The organism is Pseudomonas sp. P9_35 (genome assembly GCF_034008205.1).
GTDB classification, from domain to species: Bacteria; Pseudomonadota; Gammaproteobacteria; order Pseudomonadales; family Pseudomonadaceae; genus Aquipseudomonas; species Aquipseudomonas kilonensis.
This window is the reverse complement of the sequence record NZ_CP125373.1, coordinates 5,487,527-5,505,031: the sequence shown is the minus strand read 5'-3', so window position 1 is coordinate 5,505,031 and position 17,505 is coordinate 5,487,527. Positions and strand designations below refer to the sequence as shown.

General features: G+C 61.5%; 18 protein-coding genes. 8 read left to right on the top strand and 10 right to left on the bottom strand.

From position 1 onward, the window contains the following. Window positions 1-108 precede the first annotated feature (108 nt). From phrB to QMK47_RS24390, 4 genes are all read right to left on the bottom strand, one after another. On the bottom strand, window positions 109-1,560 hold the full coding sequence (phrB, locus tag QMK47_RS24405) for a deoxyribodipyrimidine photo-lyase (protein WP_258689354.1): 1,452 nt from the start codon (window positions 1,558-1,560) through the stop codon (window positions 109-111). 12 nt (window positions 1,561-1,572) lie between these two features. Beyond that, window positions 1,573-2,520 carry a MerR family transcriptional regulator gene (locus QMK47_RS24400; RefSeq protein ID WP_320389433.1) on the bottom strand — a complete coding sequence of 316 codons (948 nt, stop codon included), beginning with the start codon at window positions 2,518-2,520 and terminating at the stop codon, window positions 1,573-1,575. Further along, on the bottom strand, window positions 2,520-3,482 hold the full coding sequence (locus QMK47_RS24395; RefSeq protein WP_214512459.1) for a YbgA family protein: 963 nt from the start codon (window positions 3,480-3,482) through the stop codon (window positions 2,520-2,522). Before QMK47_RS24395 ends, QMK47_RS24400 begins: the two co-directional genes overlap by 1 nt. A gap of 173 nt (window positions 3,483-3,655) precedes the next feature. Then, window positions 3,656-4,642, bottom strand: a complete 987-nt coding sequence (locus QMK47_RS24390; protein ID WP_063324394.1) for an NAD(P)/FAD-dependent oxidoreductase — start codon at window positions 4,640-4,642, stop codon at window positions 3,656-3,658. 196 nt (window positions 4,643-4,838) lie between these two features. On the opposite strand from QMK47_RS24390, the gene QMK47_RS24385 reads away from it, so the two are divergent. Then, window positions 4,839-5,738, top strand: coding sequence for a TIGR01777 family oxidoreductase (locus QMK47_RS24385; RefSeq protein WP_253478126.1), 900 nt, complete (start codon window positions 4,839-4,841; stop codon window positions 5,736-5,738). A gap of 13 nt (window positions 5,739-5,751) precedes the next feature. Beyond that, window positions 5,752-6,777: a ferrochelatase gene (gene hemH / locus QMK47_RS24380; RefSeq protein WP_320389432.1), complete on the top strand. Its 1,026-nt coding sequence runs from the start codon at window positions 5,752-5,754 to the stop codon at window positions 6,775-6,777. 134 nt (window positions 6,778-6,911) lie between these two features. Here hemH and QMK47_RS24375 read toward each other — a convergent pair whose 3' ends face one another. Together QMK47_RS24375 and upp are read right to left on the bottom strand one after the other, a co-directional pair. Further along, window positions 6,912-8,186 carry a uracil-xanthine permease family protein gene (locus QMK47_RS24375; RefSeq protein ID WP_214512462.1) on the bottom strand — a complete coding sequence of 425 codons (1,275 nt, stop codon included), beginning with the start codon at window positions 8,184-8,186 and terminating at the stop codon, window positions 6,912-6,914. 2 nt (window positions 8,187-8,188) lie between these two features. Beyond that, on the bottom strand, window positions 8,189-8,827 hold the full coding sequence (gene upp / locus QMK47_RS24370; RefSeq protein ID WP_018606486.1) for a uracil phosphoribosyltransferase: 639 nt from the start codon (window positions 8,825-8,827) through the stop codon (window positions 8,189-8,191). A 176-nt stretch (window positions 8,828-9,003) separates the two neighbouring features. On the opposite strand from upp, the gene QMK47_RS24365 reads away from it, so the two are divergent. Together QMK47_RS24365 and QMK47_RS24360 are read left to right on the top strand one after the other, a co-directional pair. After that, a complete protein-coding gene (locus QMK47_RS24365; RefSeq protein WP_053125250.1) occupies window positions 9,004-9,561 on the top strand; it encodes a hypoxanthine-guanine phosphoribosyltransferase in 558 nt (185 codons plus the stop codon). Window positions 9,562-9,564: 3 nt separating this feature from the next. Beyond that, a complete protein-coding gene (locus tag QMK47_RS24360) occupies window positions 9,565-10,038 on the top strand; it encodes a WbuC family cupin fold metalloprotein (protein WP_253478120.1) in 474 nt (157 codons plus the stop codon). Window positions 10,039-10,182: 144 nt separating this feature from the next. On the opposite strand, the gene dauA is transcribed toward QMK47_RS24360, so the two are convergent. After that, window positions 10,183-11,925, bottom strand: a complete 1,743-nt coding sequence (gene dauA / locus QMK47_RS24355; protein WP_253478117.1) for a C4-dicarboxylic acid transporter DauA — start codon at window positions 11,923-11,925, stop codon at window positions 10,183-10,185. 331 nt (window positions 11,926-12,256) lie between these two features. On the opposite strand from dauA, the gene QMK47_RS24350 reads away from it, so the two are divergent. Together QMK47_RS24350 and QMK47_RS24345 are read left to right on the top strand one after the other, a co-directional pair. After that, the gene (locus QMK47_RS24350; protein WP_214512466.1) at window positions 12,257-12,742 is read left to right on the top strand and encodes a hypothetical protein; all 486 of its coding nucleotides are present in this window, start codon (window positions 12,257-12,259) and stop codon (window positions 12,740-12,742) included. A gap of 61 nt (window positions 12,743-12,803) precedes the next feature. Next, window positions 12,804-13,091, top strand: a complete 288-nt coding sequence (locus QMK47_RS24345) for a PA4642 family protein (RefSeq protein WP_014340173.1) — start codon at window positions 12,804-12,806, stop codon at window positions 13,089-13,091. 116 nt (window positions 13,092-13,207) lie between these two features. On the opposite strand, the gene mqo is transcribed toward QMK47_RS24345, so the two are convergent. Together mqo and QMK47_RS24335 are read right to left on the bottom strand one after the other, a co-directional pair. Next, window positions 13,208-14,716, bottom strand: a complete 1,509-nt coding sequence (gene mqo, locus QMK47_RS24340) for a malate dehydrogenase (quinone) (RefSeq protein WP_258689349.1) — start codon at window positions 14,714-14,716, stop codon at window positions 13,208-13,210. 738 nt (window positions 14,717-15,454) lie between these two features. After that, entirely contained in the window at window positions 15,455-15,688 is a 234-nt protein-coding gene (locus tag QMK47_RS24335; RefSeq protein WP_072344449.1) for a hypothetical protein, read from the bottom strand. Window positions 15,689-15,893: 205 nt separating this feature from the next. Between QMK47_RS24335 and QMK47_RS24330 the strand changes: the two genes are divergently transcribed. Beyond that, window positions 15,894-16,478, top strand: coding sequence for a YajG family lipoprotein (locus QMK47_RS24330; RefSeq protein WP_003185314.1), 585 nt, complete (start codon window positions 15,894-15,896; stop codon window positions 16,476-16,478). Between the two features lie 116 nt (window positions 16,479-16,594). Here the strand turns inward: QMK47_RS24330 and QMK47_RS24325 are convergent, their stop codons facing one another. Beyond that, entirely contained in the window at window positions 16,595-16,801 is a 207-nt protein-coding gene (locus QMK47_RS24325; protein ID WP_003185312.1) for a hypothetical protein, read from the bottom strand. 230 nt (window positions 16,802-17,031) lie between these two features. Here QMK47_RS24325 and QMK47_RS24320 point away from each other — a divergent pair, with 230 nt between their 5' ends. After that, on the top strand, window positions 17,032-17,313 hold the full coding sequence (locus QMK47_RS24320) for a hypothetical protein (RefSeq protein WP_253478112.1): 282 nt from the start codon (window positions 17,032-17,034) through the stop codon (window positions 17,311-17,313). The last annotated feature ends 192 nt before the right edge of the window (window positions 17,314-17,505 follow it).

Genomic DNA, 17,505 nt, shown 5'->3' with positions numbered 1-17,505 from the left:
ATTGGACAGCGCACTGATTCGCAGCTTTTCAGTAGAGTCCGTACGACTAGTAAGACTATATGTTATCGGGTAAACAATGCATCCCGCAGGCTGGTAATTTCATGTTCGCTAATCGCCCATGCCTTCAAAGGCTGCGTCCTGTCGCGCCGGCAGGTTTCTGAACGCTGCCAGCGCGCGAGCCCTGGATTGGCTCAAGTCGACAATCGGTGCCGGATAATCCACGGCACCAAACAAGCCACCCTGGGTATTTGGGCTATGGACCTGTTGCCTGTCCAGATCGTTCAGTTCAGGTAGCCAGCGTTTGATGAACAGGCCCTCGCGGTCAAATTTTTCCGACTGGCTCAACGGATTGAAGATGCGGAACCAGGGCGCCGAATCGGTGCCGGTGGAGGCGCTCCACTGCCAGCCGCCATTGTTGGCGGCGAGGTCGCCGTCGATCAGGTGCTGCATGAAAAAGCGCTCGCCTTCGCGCCAATCGATCAACAGATTCTTGGTCAGGAACATGGCTACGACCATCCGCAAGCGGTTGTGCATCCAACCGGTCTCCAACAATTGACGCATGGCTGCATCGATAATCGGCAGGCCGGTGCGTGCTTGCTTCCAGGCTTCCAGTTCTGCTGGGGCCTTGCGCCAGGCTAGCGCCTCGGTTTCGGGGCGAAACGCACGATGGCGCGACACGCGTGGATAGCCCACTAATATGTGTTTATAAAACTCGCGCCAGAGCAATTCATTGATCCAGGTCACAGAACCGGCACTTCCGCTCTCGAATTCACCTTGGTTGGCTTGCAGCGCGGCGTGCAGGCACTGACGCGGCGACACCACGCCGGCCACCAGATAGGCCGATAGCTGGCTGGTGCCGGGCCTGGCGGGATAATCCCGTTCGCCTTGGTAATCGTCGATGTGCTGCTCGACAAAGGCGTCCAGGCGCCGACAGGCTTCGATTTCCCCGGCGGGCCAGAGCGCTCGTAGCGCTTCGCCGGGCGGGACGAACCCATCGACTTGCGTCGGCACCGGGTCACGGGCAATGCCGGTGGGGGCCTGCCGGGCAGGCGTGGCGACCAGGCTTGGCAATGAAAAGTGCAGACGGCTGTAGCAGACCTTGCGGAACTGGCTGAACACTTGGAAATAGTTGCCGGTCTTGGTCAGTACGCTGCCAGGCTTGAACAGTAATTGATCGAGGTGGCTGTGAAATTCAACGCCCAGGTCATTCAACGCGCGGGCGACTTCGGCGTCGCGTCGCGTTTCATTCAGGCCGTACTCTTCGTTGACATGCACGGCGCCGACGTTCAGTTCACGACACAGCTTGAGCAGTACCTGCGGTGCCTGGTGCCAATGCGCAGCGGCGCGGATCAGCAGTGGGATGTTCAATTCGGCCAGGACCGCACTCAACGCGCCGAGGTTGCGCAGCCAGAAATCGATCTTGCACGGTGCGTCGTCATGGGCGCGCCATTGTTCGGGGCTGGTCAGGTACACCGCCACGCAGGAGCCTTGGGCTGCGGCCGCCGCAAGGGCGGTGTTGTCGTGCAGGCGCAAGTCGTTGCGCAGCCAGATCAGTTGCATGCTGTCTTCCATCTAGAGGAGTTCTCGGCGACTCAGTTCGCGGTGAGCCGATAACGGGTCTTCGGCCCAAGAGACGTCAATCATCGACACGCCTGTGGATAACCTGGCTTGGTGGATCGACGCGGCCGGGCCGGCAATGACGATCGGACAATCGATTCCACCCAGTAGCCTGGGCAGTTGGGACAGGTTGAGTGCGTGACTGGCATACAGTAGGACGCCGCGGGCCTTGAGGCGCTCGACCGCCAGGGCCAGTTCTCCCGCCGGTAGCGGGCTGTCGAACACTTCCACCGGGCAGTCGGCGCTGCTGGCCAGCCAGGCGGTGAGCCACAAGTGCGGCTCCTGGGGCGAGTCCGAATGATTGACCAGCAACAGTGGCGCGCCGCGCAACTGACGGTTGTTGTGGTAGATCCGGCTGCCGAACTTGCTGCGCAGCCACGAGAACAGGAAGATCCGTTCCAGCTGCGCACCGAACTGGCCTTGCCAGCGCAGGTGCAGCTCGGCCAGCAACGGCAAGAGCAACTGCTCGCACACGGTCCAGGGTGGGTACAGCGCCATCGCCTGGTTGACCAGGTCATCGATCTGGCGCTCGGCCAGTTGCGTCACCGCCAGCACCAGGGCGTGGCGCTGACGCTGCCAGTCATTCTCCGGCACCGGTGCGGGTTCGCTCGTTGGCTGCGGCGTGTCCAGCAACGGCTTGATCTTGCTCACCGCAACGCCACGGTCGATCCAGGTGAGAATGCTCAGGATCCGTTGCACATGGTCGGCATTGAACAGTCGGTGGCCCTTGGGCGTGCGGTGCGGCACGATCAGGCCATAACGGCGTTCCCAGGCTCGCAGCGTGACGGCGTTGACACCGGTTTGCCGGGCGACCTCGCGTATGGGCAGCCAGCCTTGCGCCAAGGCCTTGGCAAAGTCGGCCCCCAGGTCTTCGCTGGCGCTGGAGTCGGGTTCGATCTTCATCAAATAGCGTTTCGCAAGCTGAGGTTTTCCGGGTGTGGTTGCAGGTAGACCTGCTGCGCCAGGTAAGGATCGGGGTGCAGGCGCAAGTGATGCTTGAGCAGTGTCAGTGGCACCACCAAGGGCACGATGCCGAGGCGATATTGCTCGATCAGATGCTGTACTTCCTGTTTGTCATCGGCGTCGATGGCGCGCTTGAGGTAACCGCTCAGGTGTTGCAGTACGTTGGTGTGGGTGCGGCGGGTGGCGCATTTCTTCAAGGCGGCCATCAATGCGCTGAAATAGCGTGGGCCCAACTCATTGGGGTCGGCCTTGCCCATGTTGCCCAGCAAATTGCCCAGGGCCTTGTATTGCACCGGGTTGTGGGCCATCAGCAGGTATTTGTAGCGCGCGTGGAATTCGATCAGGTCGCGACGGGTCAGTCCGTCGCGACGCAAAGGTTGCCAGGCGGCATAGGCGAACACCCGGGTCAGGAAGTTCTCGCGCAGCACCGGGTCGTTGAGGCGGCCGTCTTCCTCCACCGGCAGGTCGGGGTGGCGTTCGCAGAAGGCCTGGGCATAGATGCCGCGCCCGCCGCCGTCCTGGGTCACGCCGTTGTGGTCATAGACCTTGACCCGTTCCAGTCCGCAGGACGGCGATTTCTGCATGAAGATATAGCCGCAGATATCATCCAGTTCCCCAGCCATTTGCTTTGCGTAGTCGGCCAGTGGCCTGGTCACGTTGAGGTCGCGATTCACCGTGCCGAGCGCCTCGGGATGTTCGGGGTCGCCCACCAGGCGAATCGGCTCCCGGGGGATACCCAGGCCGATGGCGACTTCGGGGCACACCGGCACGAAATCGAAATAGTCGACGAGGGTGCGGCTGCACAACTGCGATTGCTTGTGCCCGCCGTTAAAGCGAACTTCAGCCCCCATCAGGCAGGCGCTGATGGCGATTCTGGGTTTGGCGATGGCTGTGCTGGGCATGGGCGACCTCTGATTGCTAAATCTTGTACAGTTTTGTATTTCTGTACAATATTTTCATCATAGGTCCGAACGTGCGCAAGTCAACCGGATTATGTGGCGAGGCGACGTCAGTCTGTGTCGCAGGCAGGCTGCTGTCTCTTTCGACAGCAGCGGATAGCGATGGGTGACGCGCTTTACTGCAGGCTTGCGTGCAGGCGGCGTGCAGCCTCCTGGCCGCTGAGCCATGCGCCTTCGACCCGGCCGGACAGGCACCAGTCGCCGCACACATACAGGCCCAGGTCGGCATCGGCCAAGGCGCCCCATTCGTGGTTGCCGGCGGGGCGGGCGTAGAGCCAGCGATGGGCCACGCTGAAGCTCGGTGCGGGCATCGCGCTGTGCAGCAGTTCGGCGAAGGCGCCGTGCAGATGTTCGATCACCGCTTCCTTGGACAGGTCGATGTGCTGCCGGCTCCAGTCGCTGGTGGCGTGCAGTACCCAGGTGTCGAGCGTGTTGTCGCGTCCCGGCTTGCTGCGGTTGCGCGCCAGCCAGTCCAGGGGACTGTCCTGTACGAAGCAGCCTTCCATGGGCGTATCCAGCGGTGTTTCGAAGGCCAGCGCCACGGCCCAGGTCGGGTCCATCTTCACGCCGGCGGCCACTGCGGCCAGCTTCGGTACGGCCGCCAGCAATGCGGTGGCCTGGGGCGCGGGCGTGGCGATCACCACCTGGCCGAAGGGGCCGTGGGTGAAACCTTCGGCGTCCTGCAAATGCCAGTGTTCCTGGCCGCGGTACACCTCGGTGATCCGGCAGGAAAACTGCACCTGCAACTTGTCGAGCAAGGCGCGGGTGATGGCGCTCATGCGCGGCGTGCCGACCCAACGGGTCTGTTCGTCAGGCGATGGGCTCAGTTGTCCGTTCTGGAAGTTGTAGAGCTGCGGGTTCCATTCCGCCGCCCAGCCGTTGGTTTGCCAGCGCTGGACCTCGGTGACAAAGCGGCGATCGCGGGCGGTGAAGTATTGCGCGCCCATGTCCAATGCGCCGGCGTCGCTGCGTTTGCTCGACATGCGTCCGCCGCTGCCGTGGCTTTTATCGAAGAGTTGAACGATATGCCCGGCCTCCGTCAGGGCCTGGGCGGCTGAAAGTCCGGCGATGCCGGTGCCGATGATTGCGATAGGTACAGTCATGAGGGCCTCGTTTACCTTTCTGTACAGACTACGCCGTCGTTTAAACCTGTACAATTCGGGTTTTTGGTATAAGTTTTACCGTTCGCGTTTGGACAGCTTGTCCTATTGTTAAACACAGACCCTGTCCGATACGAAAAATCCCTGCTTATAAAAATAGACTAATGGGCCGGGTAAAACGCGATACGAGGAACATCTCATGCACATATTGCTGACCGGCGGTACTGGTTTGATCGGACGTCAGCTCTGCCGCCTCTGGTTGGGGCAGGGACATCGCTTGACGGTATGGAGTCGCCGACCCGAAGAGGTGGCGAAAATCTGTGGGGCAGACGTGCGAGGCGTTGCCAGGCTCGATGAAGTTGTCGAGCCGGTGGACGCGGTGGTCAACCTCGCGGGAGCGCCGATTGCCGACCGGCCCTGGAGCCACAAGCGCAAGATGTTGTTGTGGAGCAGTCGCATCACGTTGACGGAAGTTTTGCTGGCGTGGCTGGAGCGTTGCGAGCAGAAACCACAGGTGTTGATTTCCGGTTCTGCGGTGGGCTGGTATGGCGACGGTGGCGAGCGTGAGTTGACCGAGGAATCGGGGCCGGTGAGTGAAGATTTCGCCAGCCAGTTGTGCATCGCCTGGGAAGAAACCGCGCAACGGGCCGAGGCGTTGGGCATGCGCGTGGTGCTGGTTCGTACCGGCCTGGTCCTGTCTGCCGAGGGCGGCTTTTTGTCGCGGCTGCTGCTGCCGTTCAAACTGGCGCTGGGCGGGCGTATCGGTAATGGTCGGCAGTGGATGCCGTGGATTCATATTGACGATCAAATCGCCCTGATTGATTTTCTTCTGCACCGCTTTGAGGCCAGCGGTCCTTATAATGCGTGCGCTCCGAACCCGGTGCGCAACCGCGATTTTGCCAAGGCCCTGGGGCGTGTATTGCATCGGCCTGCCGTGGTGCCGATGCCGGAACTTGCGTTGAAAGTCGCGCTGGGGGAGTTGTCATTGCTGTTGCTCGGCGGCCAGCGCGCCACGCCGGCCCGATTGCAGGCGGCGGGTTTCACATTCCGGTTCACTGATTTGCCTGCGGCCCTGGAAGACTTGTCCAGCCGCCTTTGAAATAGGACGTTGCATGACCGATCACGCGTTGCTTCTGGTGAATCTGGGTTCGCCTGCCTCCACTTCGGTGGCCGATGTGCGCCGCTACCTCAATCAATTCCTGATGGATTCGTATGTCATCGACCTGCCATGGCCGGTGCGGCGCTTGCTGGTGTCGCTGATCCTGATCAAGCGTCCCGAGCAATCGGCCCATGCCTACGCCTCGATCTGGTGGGAGGAGGGTTCGCCGCTGGTGGTGCTCAGCCGCCGACTGCAACAGGCTATGACCGCGCAGTGGACCCAGGGGCCGGTAGAGCTGGCAATGCGTTATGGCGAGCCGTCCATTGAGTCGGCGTTGGTGCGGCTGGCGAGCCAGGGTCACAAGAAGATCACGTTGGCGCCGTTGTATCCGCAGTTCGCCGACAGCACCGTGACCACGGTGATCGAGGAGGCCAAGCGGGTCGTGCGAGAAAAGAAACTCGATGTGCAGTTCTCGATTCTCCAGCCATTCTACGACCAGCCCGAATACCTCGACGCCCTGGTGGCCAGTGCCAAGCCGTACCTGATGCAGGAGCACGATCATCTGTTGTTGAGTTTCCACGGCTTGCCGGAGCGACACCTGACCAAGCTCGACCCCACAGGGTTCCATTGCTTCAAGGATGCCGACTGCTGCAAGAACGCGCCGCCGGAGGTCATGGCGACCTGTTACCGCGCGCAATGCATTCGCACTGCCGAGCTGTTCGCCCAACGCATGGGGCTCAAGGCTGGCCAGTGGTCGGTGTCGTTCCAGTCGCGATTGGGCCGGGCCAAGTGGATCGAACCCTATACCGAAGCACGCCTGGAGGAACTGGCCAGAAGCGGCGTGAAGAAAGTCTTGGTGATGTGCCCGGCGTTCGTGGCCGACTGCATTGAAACCCTGGAGGAAATCGGCGATCGCGGCCGCGAGCAGTTCCGTGCGGCGGGGGGGGAAGAGTTGGTGCTGGTGCCTTGCCTCAATGATGAGCGGCAGTGGGCGCAGGCGTTGAGCACTCTCTGCGAACGGGCGCCGATAGCTTTGTGAGGTTCAAGGGCCTCATCGCGAGCAAGCTCGCTCCCACAGTGGATCTCGAGTGATCACAAAATTTGTGTTCACAACAGATCCCCTTGTGGGAGCGAGCTTGCTCGCGATGGCTTTCTGACTGACAACAAAGTGCTTCAGATCAGCGGCTCATCCGCCTGCTTCTGCTTCCAGCTGTCATTGCCCGGTAGCAGCAGGTTCAGCGCGATCGCCACCACCGCGCACAGCGCGATGCCTTTGAGGCCGAAGTCGTCCGGCCCAGTGCCGGTGCCCACCAGCACGCCACCGATGCCGAACACCAGCGTGACCGAAACGATCACCAGGTTGCGCGCTTCGCCCAGGTCGATCTTGTGGCGGATCAGGGTGTTCATGCCCACTGCCGCAATCGAACCGAACAACAGGCACAGGATCCCGCCCATCACCGGCACCGGGATGCTTTGCAGCAGCGCACCGAACTTGCCGATGAATGCCAGGCTGATGGCAAAGATCGCCGCCCAGGTCATGATCTTCGGGTTGTAGTTCTTGGTCAGCATCACCGCGCCAGTCACTTCGGCGTAGGTGGTGTTGGGCGGGCCGCCGAACAGGCCGGCGGCGGTGGTGGCAATGCCGTCACCGAGCAGTGTGCGGTGCAGGCCGGGTTTTTTCAGGTAGTCGCGACCGGTCACGCTGCCCACGGCTATCACGCCGCCGATGTGCTCGATGGCCGGCGCCAGGGCGACCGGTACGATGAACAGGATCGCCTGCCAGTTGAACTCCGGTGCGGTGAAGTGCGGCAGGGCGAACCACGGCGCGGCGGCGATTTTCGCGGTGTCCACGACGCCAAAGAAAAATGCCATGGCAAAGCCCACCAGCACGCCGGAAATGATCGGCACCAGGCGGAAAATACCTTTGCCGAACACCGCCACGATCAGGGTGGTGAGCAGGGCTGGCATCGAAATCAGCATCGCGGTTTGATAATGAATCAGCTCGGTACCGTCGCCGGCCTTGCCCATCGCCATGTTGGCGGCAATCGGCGCCATGGCCAGGCCGATGGAGATGATCACCGGGCCAATCACCACCGGCGGCAGCAGACGGTCGATGAACCCGGTGCCCTTGATCTTCACCGCCAGGCCCAGAAAGGTGTAGACGAAACCTGCCGCCATCACGCCGCCCATGGTCGCGGCCAGGCCGAACTGGCCCTTGGCGAGGATGATCGGGGTGATGAAGGCAAAGCTCGAGGCCAGGAACACCGGCACTTGGCGCCCGGTGACGATTTGGAACAGGATCGTTCCCAGGCCGGCCGTGAACAGGGCCACGTTAGGGTCCAGCCCGGTGATCAGCGGCATCAGTACCAGCGCGCCGAAGGCGACGAACAGCATCTGCGCGCCGGACAACACCTGGCGCCAGAGCGGATCGTTGAACTCATCCTGCATGCTCAAGCGTCCTTCTGCTTGGTGCCGAAGATCTTGTCGCCGGCATCGCCCAGGCCCGGGATGATATAGCCGTGTTCGTTGAGTTTCTGATCGATGGACGCGGTGTAGATGGTCACGTCCGGGTGGGCATCGTGCACGGCCTTGATGCCTTCGGGGGCCGCGACCAGCACCATGGCGCGGATGTCCCGGCAACCGGCTTTTTTCAACAGGTCGATGGTGGCGACCATGGAGCTGCCGGTGGCGAGCATCGGGTCGATGATCATCGCCAGGCGCTCGTCGATTTCCGGCACCAGTTTTTCCAGGTAGGTGTGCGCCTGCAGGGTCTGCTCGTTGCGAGCCACGCCCACGGCGCTGACCTTGGCCCCCGGGATCAGGCTCAGTACGCCCTCGAGCATGCCGATACCGGCGCGCAGGATCGGCACCACGGTGATTTTCTTGCCGGCGATTTTCTCGACCTGGACCGTACCGGCCCAGCCGTCGATTTCATAAGACTCCAGCGGCAGGTCCTTGGTGGCCTCGTAGGTGAGCAGGGCACCGACTTCCTGGGCGAGTTCACGGAAGTTCTTCGTGCTAATGTCAGCGCGGCGCATCAGGCCGAGTTTGTGTCTGATCAGCGGATGGCGGATCTCGAGGATGGGCATGGGGAAGGCTCCGACGGCGGGCAAAAAAACCGGTCTAGATTAATCTATCCGAGGGTGTTGTCCTATAGACAATACAGAACGTTAGTCCACAAACGCTTGATCTGGCCGGGCGGGATGCGTACCTTTGCCCGTTTTTCCGAACCCGTCCCTCCCCTCAACTTCCCCTGGAGAGCGCCATGTCCGCTGATCTCGAGCATATCCGTCAAATCATGCGAGAGGCTGACTGCCTGTACACCGAAGCCGAAGTCGAAGCGGCTATCGCCCGTGTCGGTGCGCAAATCAACGAGCAACTGGCCGATGCCAATCCGGTGGTGTTCTGTGTCATGAACGGCGGGCTGATTTTCTCCGGCAAGCTGCTGACCTACCTGAACTTCCCCCTGGAAGCGTCCTACCTGCACGCGACGCGTTATCGCAACGAAACCAGCGGCGGCGACCTGTTCTGGAAAGCCAAGCCGGAAGTCTCGTTCATCGACCGCGACGTGCTGATCATCGACGACATCCTCGACGAAGGTCACACCCTGGGCGCGATCATCGACTTCTGCAAACACGCCGGTGCCCGCGCCGTGCACACCGCCGTGCTGATCGACAAGGACCACGACCGCAAGGCCCGTCCGGACTTGAAAGCCGATTTCGTCGGCCTGCCGTGCATCGACCGCTACATCTTCGGCTACGGCATGGACTACAAAGGTTACTGGCGCAACGCCAATGGCATTTTCGCCGTCAAGGGAATGTAATCGATGATCCGGCCAAGCTTTCTGGACCATGCGCTGTTCGATGAATTGGCCGAAAAAGCTGCGGCCAGCCCTCGTGGGCGGCAGCACCATAACTTCCACGAGATGGATGAGCCGTGCCACCGCATGGCGGTGGGCTTGCAGCCTTCGACCTACATCCCGCCGCACCGCCATCTGAGCGCCGACAAGGCGGAAACCTTGCTGGTGCTCAAGGGGCGGTTGGGGGTGTTGATCTTTGATGAAGCCGGCGCGGTGGTGGACAAGCGCATCTTGCAGGCCGGTGGCGATTGCCTCGGCGTCGACCTGCCGGCCGGCGTGTATCACGGATTGGTGGTGCTGGAAGCCGACAGCCTGATGTTCGAATGCAAGGCCGGCCCCTACCGGCCCGTGGGCGAGGGCGAACTGGCCCACTGGGCACCCCGTGAAGGCGAGGCCGGCGTGGCGCAATACCACGCCTGGATGCGCGCCCAGTTCGACTAGTACGCCGTAGCGAGGAGCTTGTTCCCGAGAGTGGGAGCGAGCTTGCTCGCGATAGCGGAGTGTCAGATTACCTGGGTGTCGGACGTGCCGCCGTCATCGCGAGCAAGCTCGCTCCCACAGTTTTGGTATCCGCCCTCGCCACGGTCAGGCAGGGCTTGCGTGAGCGGTGCTGCCAGCAGCCAGCCATTGCTCGCTCTTGACCCGCGCCTGCTCCAGGGTCTGCACATACGCCAATTGCCGCTGCTCGCGATGGATACCGGCACGGCGCAGCTTCAGGCGCACCCTTGGCGCCGTCGCGACCAGGATCAGGCCGATGCCCTGCTTGCGGTAATCCTTGAGGATGTTTTCAAACGCAGCCAGCGCGGTCATGTCCAGCATGGGCACGGCGCTCATTTCCACCACCACCACGCGCACCCCCGGATCGAACTTGCGCAGCACGTCGAGGGCTTTTTCTGCCGCACCGAAGAACAGCGGCCCACGAATTGCGTAGCAGCGTACATGCTCGGGCATGTCCAGCAGGGCCTGGTGGAAGTGGCGGGGCAGTTCGGCGCTGTCGGTCAGTTCGCTCATGCGCTTGATGAACAGCCCGGCGGCCAGCAGCAGACCGACGGCGACGGCCATGACCATGTCGAACAGGACGGTCAGGCTAAGGCAGGTCAGCAGCACCAGTACGTCGCTGCGCGGGGCGATGCGCAAGGTATGCAACACGTGTCCGGCTTCGCTCATGTTCCAGGCCACTATCACCAGTAGCGCCGCCAGTGCGGCCATGGGCAGGTAGCTGAACAATGGCGCCAGCAGCACCATCGCCAGTAGCACCACAAGGCTGTGAATGATCGCGGCCAGCGGTGAAGAAGCGCCGCTGCGCACATTGGTCGCGCTGCGGGCAATGGCCGCCGTGGCGGTGATACCGCCGAACAGCGGCGCCACGAGGTTACCCAGGCCTTGGCCGATCAGCTCGGCATTGGGGTCGTGCTTGCTGCCGGTCATCCCATCCGCCACCACGGCGCACAGCAGCGATTCGATGGCGCCAAGCATGGCAATGGCGAAGGCCGGGCCCAGCAATTGGCGGATCAGGTCATAGGAAAGCGTCAAGGGATGACCCTGGCCATCTGGCAGGTTCCATGGCCACTCGAAACTCGGTAAAAACGGCGGGATACCGGGGTGGCTGACGCCATCGACCACGTAGCTGAAACGCTCACCCAATGTCGCCACCGGCCAACCGCCGCGCTCCAGCGCCAGTCCCAATAGCGCCCCGACCAGCAAGGCCACCAAATGCCCGGGAACCCGCGGTACCCAGCGTGGCCAGGCAATCAGTACCGCCAGGCACGTGACGCCGATGATGCCATCGCCGAGCCGGGCACTGGGCAGTGCCACGATCAGTTCGCCCAACTGTTCGATGTAGTGCTTGGCTTGCCCGACGGTGGTCAGCCCCAGCAGATCCTTGAGTTGCAAGGTGGCGATGACCACGCCGATCCCGGCGGTAAAGCCGAGGATCACCGGGTAGGGGATGTATTGGATCAGCCGTCCGGCGCGCATCAATCCCAGGGTGACGAGAATCAGGCCGGCGAGCATGGTGCATAACAACAGGCCGCCGAGGCCGTATTGTTGGGTGATGGGCAGCAGGATCACCACGAACGCCGCCGTCGGCCCGCTGACGTTAAAGCGCGAGCCGCCGGTGAGGGCGATCAAGGGCGCGGCCACCAACACCGTGTACAAGCCATGTTGCGGCGGCACGCCGACGGCAATCGCCAGGGCCATGGCCAGTGGGATGGCGATGATGCCGACGGTCAGCCCGGCCACCAGGTCGCCACGCAGGCGTTCAAGGGTGTAACCGGCGCGCCAGGTTTGGCGCCAGGCGGCAAACAATGGTGGGGCGGAGAAAGACATGGATACTCCTCGCAAGGTGGGGCTGGCACTGGCCCTGTGGCGAGGGAGCTTGCTCCCGCTGGGCCCGTAGGAGCTGCCGAGTGCAACGAGGCTGCGATCTTTTCCCAGGCAATTGAGTCTCAAGCGAAAGATCAAAAGATCGCAGCCTTCGGCAGCTCCTACACAAAACCAGCAGGAGCAAGCTCCCTCGCCACAAAGGCATGCGTCGCTAGACCGGGGCTGATGGCTCTTTGAGTATGCCGTGCTCGTTGCGCGGATGTATTGATCTGGATCGTTATTTTTACCGCCCAGGCTCATGCTAGAGTGCCCGGCCAAGACCCTGGAGCTTGTCATGCGTGTATCGATCCGCCGCTGCGCTACTTTGCTGTTGATCTCCAGCCTGCCCCTGGCGGCCGAGGCTGCGCCGATGCACAGTCAGTTCCTGCCGCCTGATGACCTGGTGGTGCGACAGGAGCAGCCTGAACAGCAGCAGTTGCTGCAAGTGACCGAGTATTCGGTGGTGCTGGGTAACCAGCGTCAGTCCAATCAGCAACCGATTCCGGTTACTTCGCCGCTGCTGGTCCGCCTCAAGGGCAAGCCGATGAACAAGGGCGCGACCCTCAGCCAGGTGATCCTTAACTTCGACGGCGAAAGCAAAAGCCTGAAGAAACCGGTTTTCGACGAGGCGAGCAAGACCCTGACGCTGTCTTATCCACAGGCCCAGTACCGGGTGGTCATCGATCTGCTGCGCAACAACACGGTCTATGTGCAGTTTCTCACTTACGCCAACGGTCATATCTGGGCGGACCTGCACACTGGTGCCGAACGCCCGCGTTGAGCCCCGAGGCCTGCCGGGGGTAAACTGCCCGCCCCGTGAACTGTGCGAGCTGGAGCCGGCAATGCGTAAAGACAAGAAACAAGTGATTGGCGACGAGATTGGCGATGAACAGATCAAGCTGTTCCTCAATTTCGAACCGGTCGATGCCACGTCGCCGTCGTTGCACAAACTGATCAAGGCCTACCGCGGCCTGCGGGTCGATGACTTTGAACGCTTCCTGACGTTCTTCGTCGAGGCCGGCCATGACCTCAACGGCAAGGATGAGCACGGCAATGATTTCGTTGCGCTGGTTCGCGACCAGCGTAATGCTGAGGATTACATCGAATTGATCGAGAAGGCGCGTGGCTGATTGATCCTGGGCCTGCTTCGCAGGCCAGCGGGAGCAAGCTCCCTCGCCACGAAAGCGTCACCCATAAAAAACGCCCCGCTCTCATGGAGAACGGGGCGTTTTTTTATGCGATCAAATCAAGCGTAGCTTTGGGTCTCGCTGCTTTCTTCAACCAGCTCCAGCGCGATGTTGTTCTGTGCATTGATCTTGCGATACAGCGCCGCGTCGGTTTCCAGCACTTTTTCCCGGGCCGGGAAGATCTCTGCGAGCTTGGCAGCCCACTCGCCCTTGGCTTTGTCCGGGAAGCAGCGCTCGATCAGTTCCAGCATGATCGACACGGTCACCGAAGCACCCGGCGATGCGCCGAGCAGGGCGGCGAGGCTGCCGTCCTTGGCCGCCACCAGTTCGGTACCGAACTGCAGGACGCCACCTTTCTTCGGGTCTTTCTTGATGATCTGCACCCGTTGGCCGGCCACTTCCAGGCGCCAGTCCTCGGCTTTCGCCTCGGGGTAGAAGCGACGCAGGGATTCCAGGCGCTGTTCCATGGACTGCATCACTTCGCTGATCAGGTACTTGGTCAGGTCCATGTTGTCCCGGGCCACGGCCAGCATCGGGCCGATGTTGCCGGCACGTACCGACAGCGGCAGGTCCATGATCGAGCCGTGCTTGAGGAACTTGGTGGTGAAACCGGCGTATGGCCCGAACAGCAGGGATTTCTTGCCATCGACCACGCGGGTGTCCAGGTGCGGTACCGACATCGGTGGCGAGCCCACGGCGGCCTGGCTGTAGACCTTGGCCTGGTGGTGCTTGACCACTTCCGGGTTGTCGCAACGCAGCCACTGGCCACTGACCGGGAAGCCGCCGAAGCCCTTGCTTTCCTCGATGCCCGAGGCTTGCAGCAGCGGCAACGCCGCACCGCCGGCACCGAGGAACACGAACTTGGCGTCGACATCGCGGCTGCTGCCGGAATTGACGTCCTTGATGCTCACGGTCCAGCCACTGCCGTTGCGCTTGAGGCCGGTGACGCGCTTGCAGTATTTGACCTGGGTGTCCGGGGCGCTGGTCAGGTGCTTGAGCAACTGGTTGGTCAGGGCGCCGAAGTTGACGTCGGTACCGTTCATGACGCGGGTGGCGGCGATGACCTCATCGGCCGGCCGGCCAGGCATCATCAGCGGCATCCACTCGGCCATCCGGGCCTTGTCCTCGGTGTATTCCATGTCGGCGAAGGCGTGATGCTGGTGCATCAGCTCGAAGCGCTTCTTCAGGAACGACACGCCTTTCTCGCCTTGCACGAAGCTCAGGTGTGGCACCGAGGCGATGAAGGACTTGGAGGAGCCGAACGTGCCTTTTTTGGTCAGGTACGTCCAGAACTGCTTCGACACCTCGAACTGGGTGTTGATGTGCACGGCTTTCTTGATGTCGACATTGCCGTCGGCCGCCTGGGGCGTGTAATTGAGCTCACACAGCCCGGCGTGACCGGTGCCGGCGTTGTTCCAAGGGTTGGAACTCTCCGCGGCACCGGAATCCATCAGCTCGACGACTTCCAGCGAGATCGCGGGGTCGAGCTCCTTGAGCAGTACGGCCAGGGTGGCACTCATGATACCGGCCCCTACCAGAACTACATCGACTGCTTCGTTATGCGCCATTTAACGCGTCTCCAAAATCTGCAGCACCAAATTGTCGGCATAGCGGCCAGGAGTGGCGGGGCAGGTCAGTTGCGCCCCAGTTATCCATGGCCAGGATCGCCATGTCCGAATCTTCGCAATTTTTCGCACCTACTGCGGATGCATGCAGCCTGGCCTCAAGAGTCACATGAACTCATTTAAGCGCCGGGCAGGCAATTCGACTTATGGCCGAGACATCCGTTCGTGCAACCAAATCCGTAGCGGACAGGCTTCAGGCGCCGGTTCTTGAGCGATATCCGGTCCTGTGTCGTTGGGCTGTTTCAGACGCTAATGGTGCTTGTTCAGACGCAAAACTCTTCATTTGCTCGCCACACTCTCGTGAAGTTGTGAAAACCCGTTTTTTCACGCTCTTTTGAAGACGTGAACCTCAAAAAAGGGCTGTCCCAGCCTGGCACTGCGCCCGGTTTGGTTGCCCCCATGTAGTACATGACAGGCAAAACGGGCAGACAGCTCAGTGACCGAGCGTAATGACAGCTCTGCAGATTCGCGAAAAGTGGTGATTTGCCTGGAGGAACAGCAAGCACGCCAGCTTCACTCGATCTGTGTGGGCGGCTCTCTGTGGGCGTTGCGGGGTGCCAATACCAGCGCATCAGCGGTGTTGCGAGGCCCGATCAGGAGACGTCCTTATAATCGGGGGGAGATTGTATCGAAGAAACGCAGGGAAATGGTCGTGTTTAATGACTTTTATTAGCCGTCCGGTCAGATGGTCAACAGCTGCCGGTTACGTGCGCGGGCAGGAAGCGGTTGCACGCGGGCGCTGGCGGGCAATGGCTGGTGCAGCCAGTTGAGACGGATCTCTTCGATTTCCACCCAGCCTTCGCCCATGGGTTGCAGGCTGCACTGCTTGAATGCCTGGCAACGGCCGTTGCGATCGAGCAAGGCGAAGCTGCGGTGATGAGGGCGAGGGGTGAACAGGGAAATAAGGAAGCGCATGATCGGATACCGGGTCAGGGAGCTTGGGATAAGCCTGACAGCGGCCCATGACATGCCGGTGTAAGGACCGTGACAATGGGGTGACAGGAACCGGCAACCACGGCCCGTGTCAGACATTTCAGTATTCATCGTGCGACGCTAGTTCACGGCGATGGCGCACCGCTATACTGCCGGCCTGTTTGTGCCCGATTCTGGAGAGAAGAGCATGTTGCAACGCCTGTTGTTCGGTTTGATCGCTGTGACCAGTCTGACCCTCGTCGGCTGCGCCCACAGCCCGCAACAACTTAACCCGGAGCCCAAGCTCAATGCCCAGCTGGCGCCTGTGGGTCGTGGCCAGCCGGTGGTGGTGCGGGTGGTGGACGGTCGTCCGTCGCCGACGCTCGGCACCCGTGGCGGCCTGTATCCGGAAACCAGTGTGATCACGGTGCAGGGCGCGCAGATCCTGCCCAAGCTGCAGGCCCAGGCTGAAGCCGCCGTGCGTTTGCTGGGCTTCACGCCGACCGCCAATGCCTTGAATGCGCCGCAACTGACCGTGACCCTGGCCGAGCTCAAGTACCAGTCGCCCAAGGAAGGCATGTACGTGACCGAAGCCACCATCGGTGCGACCTTCCGCTCCGACGTGCAGAACGCCAGCCGCCGCTACAGCGGTCGTTACGGTGCTTCCCTGGACCAGCGCTTCGGCATGGCGCCTAACCAGGACACCAACACCAAGCTGGTCAGCGATGTCTTGAGCGATGCCCTGACCCGGCTGTTCAAGGACCCGACCATTGGCCAGGTGCTGGCCGAGTAAGTAACAAGGCCTCATAAACCCTGTGGGAGCGAGCTTGCTCGCGATAGCGGAGTGTCAGCCACCTCAATGTTGGCTGATCCACCGCTATCGCGAGCAAGCTCGCTCCCACAGTTTTTTCAGGCGGCCTGGGAATAGAACTCCAGCACACTGATCCCGGTCAGCAGGTCTGTCTCCGGAAGGTCGGCATGTTGATGGCCGCCCAGGGCGCAATACACCAGCCAATGTCGGTCCTGCACGTTGAAGGACAGACTGTCGACGAGGTTTTGCTGTTCGTCGCTTGGGCTGATGAGATAGAGGCGATCCTGGTTTTCGGCGTGCAACATGAGGGGTTCCGTGCAGGTTTGAAGGGCGACAGAGTGGCCTAATCAGATGACGAAACCGTGACGGGTGAAATTAACCCTGGGCTTGCTCCTTCGTCATGAAAGAACCCAGCGCTGCGGCGGGATCGTTACTGGTCGGAAAAAACGGTGCAGGGCGGCAGGCTTTCGGTAGAATCCGCGCCCTGTTCGTAGGTCACGGGCGTGTCCTGTCCGTTTTTCGCTTGAGGTTCGTGATGTCGCTGCATCTGCTTTCGTTGTTCGCCGCCCACCCCGCCAAACTGATCAACCTGTTCGCGTTGCTGTTTGCCTGCCCGGGCGGCTGGGTGCTGCATGCGACGCGCCGCCGTGAACAACGGGCGCGGGCCTGCCTTGAAGCGCGCAATCGCGATGGCAACGAACGATTCGAAGCGCTGCTGGACCTGGCCACTCAGCGGATGAACCGGTTTTTCTACCGGTTTGGCTTTGGTTGCCTGGCGTTGGCGTTGCTGGTGTCGTGGATCAGTACGCAGTTCTGATGAAGTCGCTGCGGCAAAAGCGTTTGCAGGGGGCAAAGGAGGTTGCCAGGCAAAGACGCTTTTTGTGGCGAGGGAGCTTGCTCCCGCTGGGTTGCGCAGCAGCCCCCCTCGAACGGTCATAACCCCCAATCCCGTTTTGCGATTGCTGTGCGCAATCGAGCGGGAGCAAGCTCCCTCGCCACAGAGGCCACA

Excerpts from the sequence above, each read along its gene's own strand:
- phrB (WP_258689354.1), bottom strand. The coding sequence starts at position 1,560 with ATGCAACTGATCTGGCTGCGCAACGACTTGCGCCTGCACGACAACACC.
- QMK47_RS24400 (WP_320389433.1), bottom strand. The coding sequence starts at position 2,520 with ATGAAGATCGAACCCGACTCCAGCGCCAGCGAAGACCTGGGGGCCGAC.
- QMK47_RS24395 (WP_214512459.1), bottom strand. The coding sequence starts at position 3,482 with ATGCCCAGCACAGCCATCGCCAAACCCAGAATCGCCATCAGCGCCTGC.
- QMK47_RS24390 (WP_063324394.1), bottom strand. The coding sequence starts at position 4,642 with ATGACTGTACCTATCGCAATCATCGGCACCGGCATCGCCGGACTTTCA.
- QMK47_RS24385 (WP_253478126.1), top strand. The coding sequence starts at position 4,839 with ATGCACATATTGCTGACCGGCGGTACTGGTTTGATCGGACGTCAGCTC.
- hemH (WP_320389432.1), top strand. The coding sequence starts at position 5,752 with ATGACCGATCACGCGTTGCTTCTGGTGAATCTGGGTTCGCCTGCCTCC.
- QMK47_RS24375 (WP_214512462.1), bottom strand. The coding sequence starts at position 8,186 with ATGCAGGATGAGTTCAACGATCCGCTCTGGCGCCAGGTGTTGTCCGGC.
- upp (WP_018606486.1), bottom strand. The coding sequence starts at position 8,827 with ATGCCCATCCTCGAGATCCGCCATCCGCTGATCAGACACAAACTCGGC.
- QMK47_RS24365 (WP_053125250.1), top strand. The coding sequence starts at position 9,004 with ATGTCCGCTGATCTCGAGCATATCCGTCAAATCATGCGAGAGGCTGAC.
- QMK47_RS24360 (WP_253478120.1), top strand. The coding sequence starts at position 9,565 with ATGATCCGGCCAAGCTTTCTGGACCATGCGCTGTTCGATGAATTGGCC.
- dauA (WP_253478117.1), bottom strand. The coding sequence starts at position 11,925 with ATGTCTTTCTCCGCCCCACCATTGTTTGCCGCCTGGCGCCAAACCTGG.
- QMK47_RS24350 (WP_214512466.1), top strand. The coding sequence starts at position 12,257 with ATGCGTGTATCGATCCGCCGCTGCGCTACTTTGCTGTTGATCTCCAGC.
- QMK47_RS24345 (WP_014340173.1), top strand. The coding sequence starts at position 12,804 with ATGCGTAAAGACAAGAAACAAGTGATTGGCGACGAGATTGGCGATGAA.
- mqo (WP_258689349.1), bottom strand. The coding sequence starts at position 14,716 with ATGGCGCATAACGAAGCAGTCGATGTAGTTCTGGTAGGGGCCGGTATC.
- QMK47_RS24335 (WP_072344449.1), bottom strand. The coding sequence starts at position 15,688 with ATGCGCTTCCTTATTTCCCTGTTCACCCCTCGCCCTCATCACCGCAGC.
- QMK47_RS24330 (WP_003185314.1), top strand. The coding sequence starts at position 15,894 with ATGTTGCAACGCCTGTTGTTCGGTTTGATCGCTGTGACCAGTCTGACC.
- QMK47_RS24325 (WP_003185312.1), bottom strand. The coding sequence starts at position 16,801 with ATGTTGCACGCCGAAAACCAGGATCGCCTCTATCTCATCAGCCCAAGC.
- QMK47_RS24320 (WP_253478112.1), top strand. The coding sequence starts at position 17,032 with ATGTCGCTGCATCTGCTTTCGTTGTTCGCCGCCCACCCCGCCAAACTG.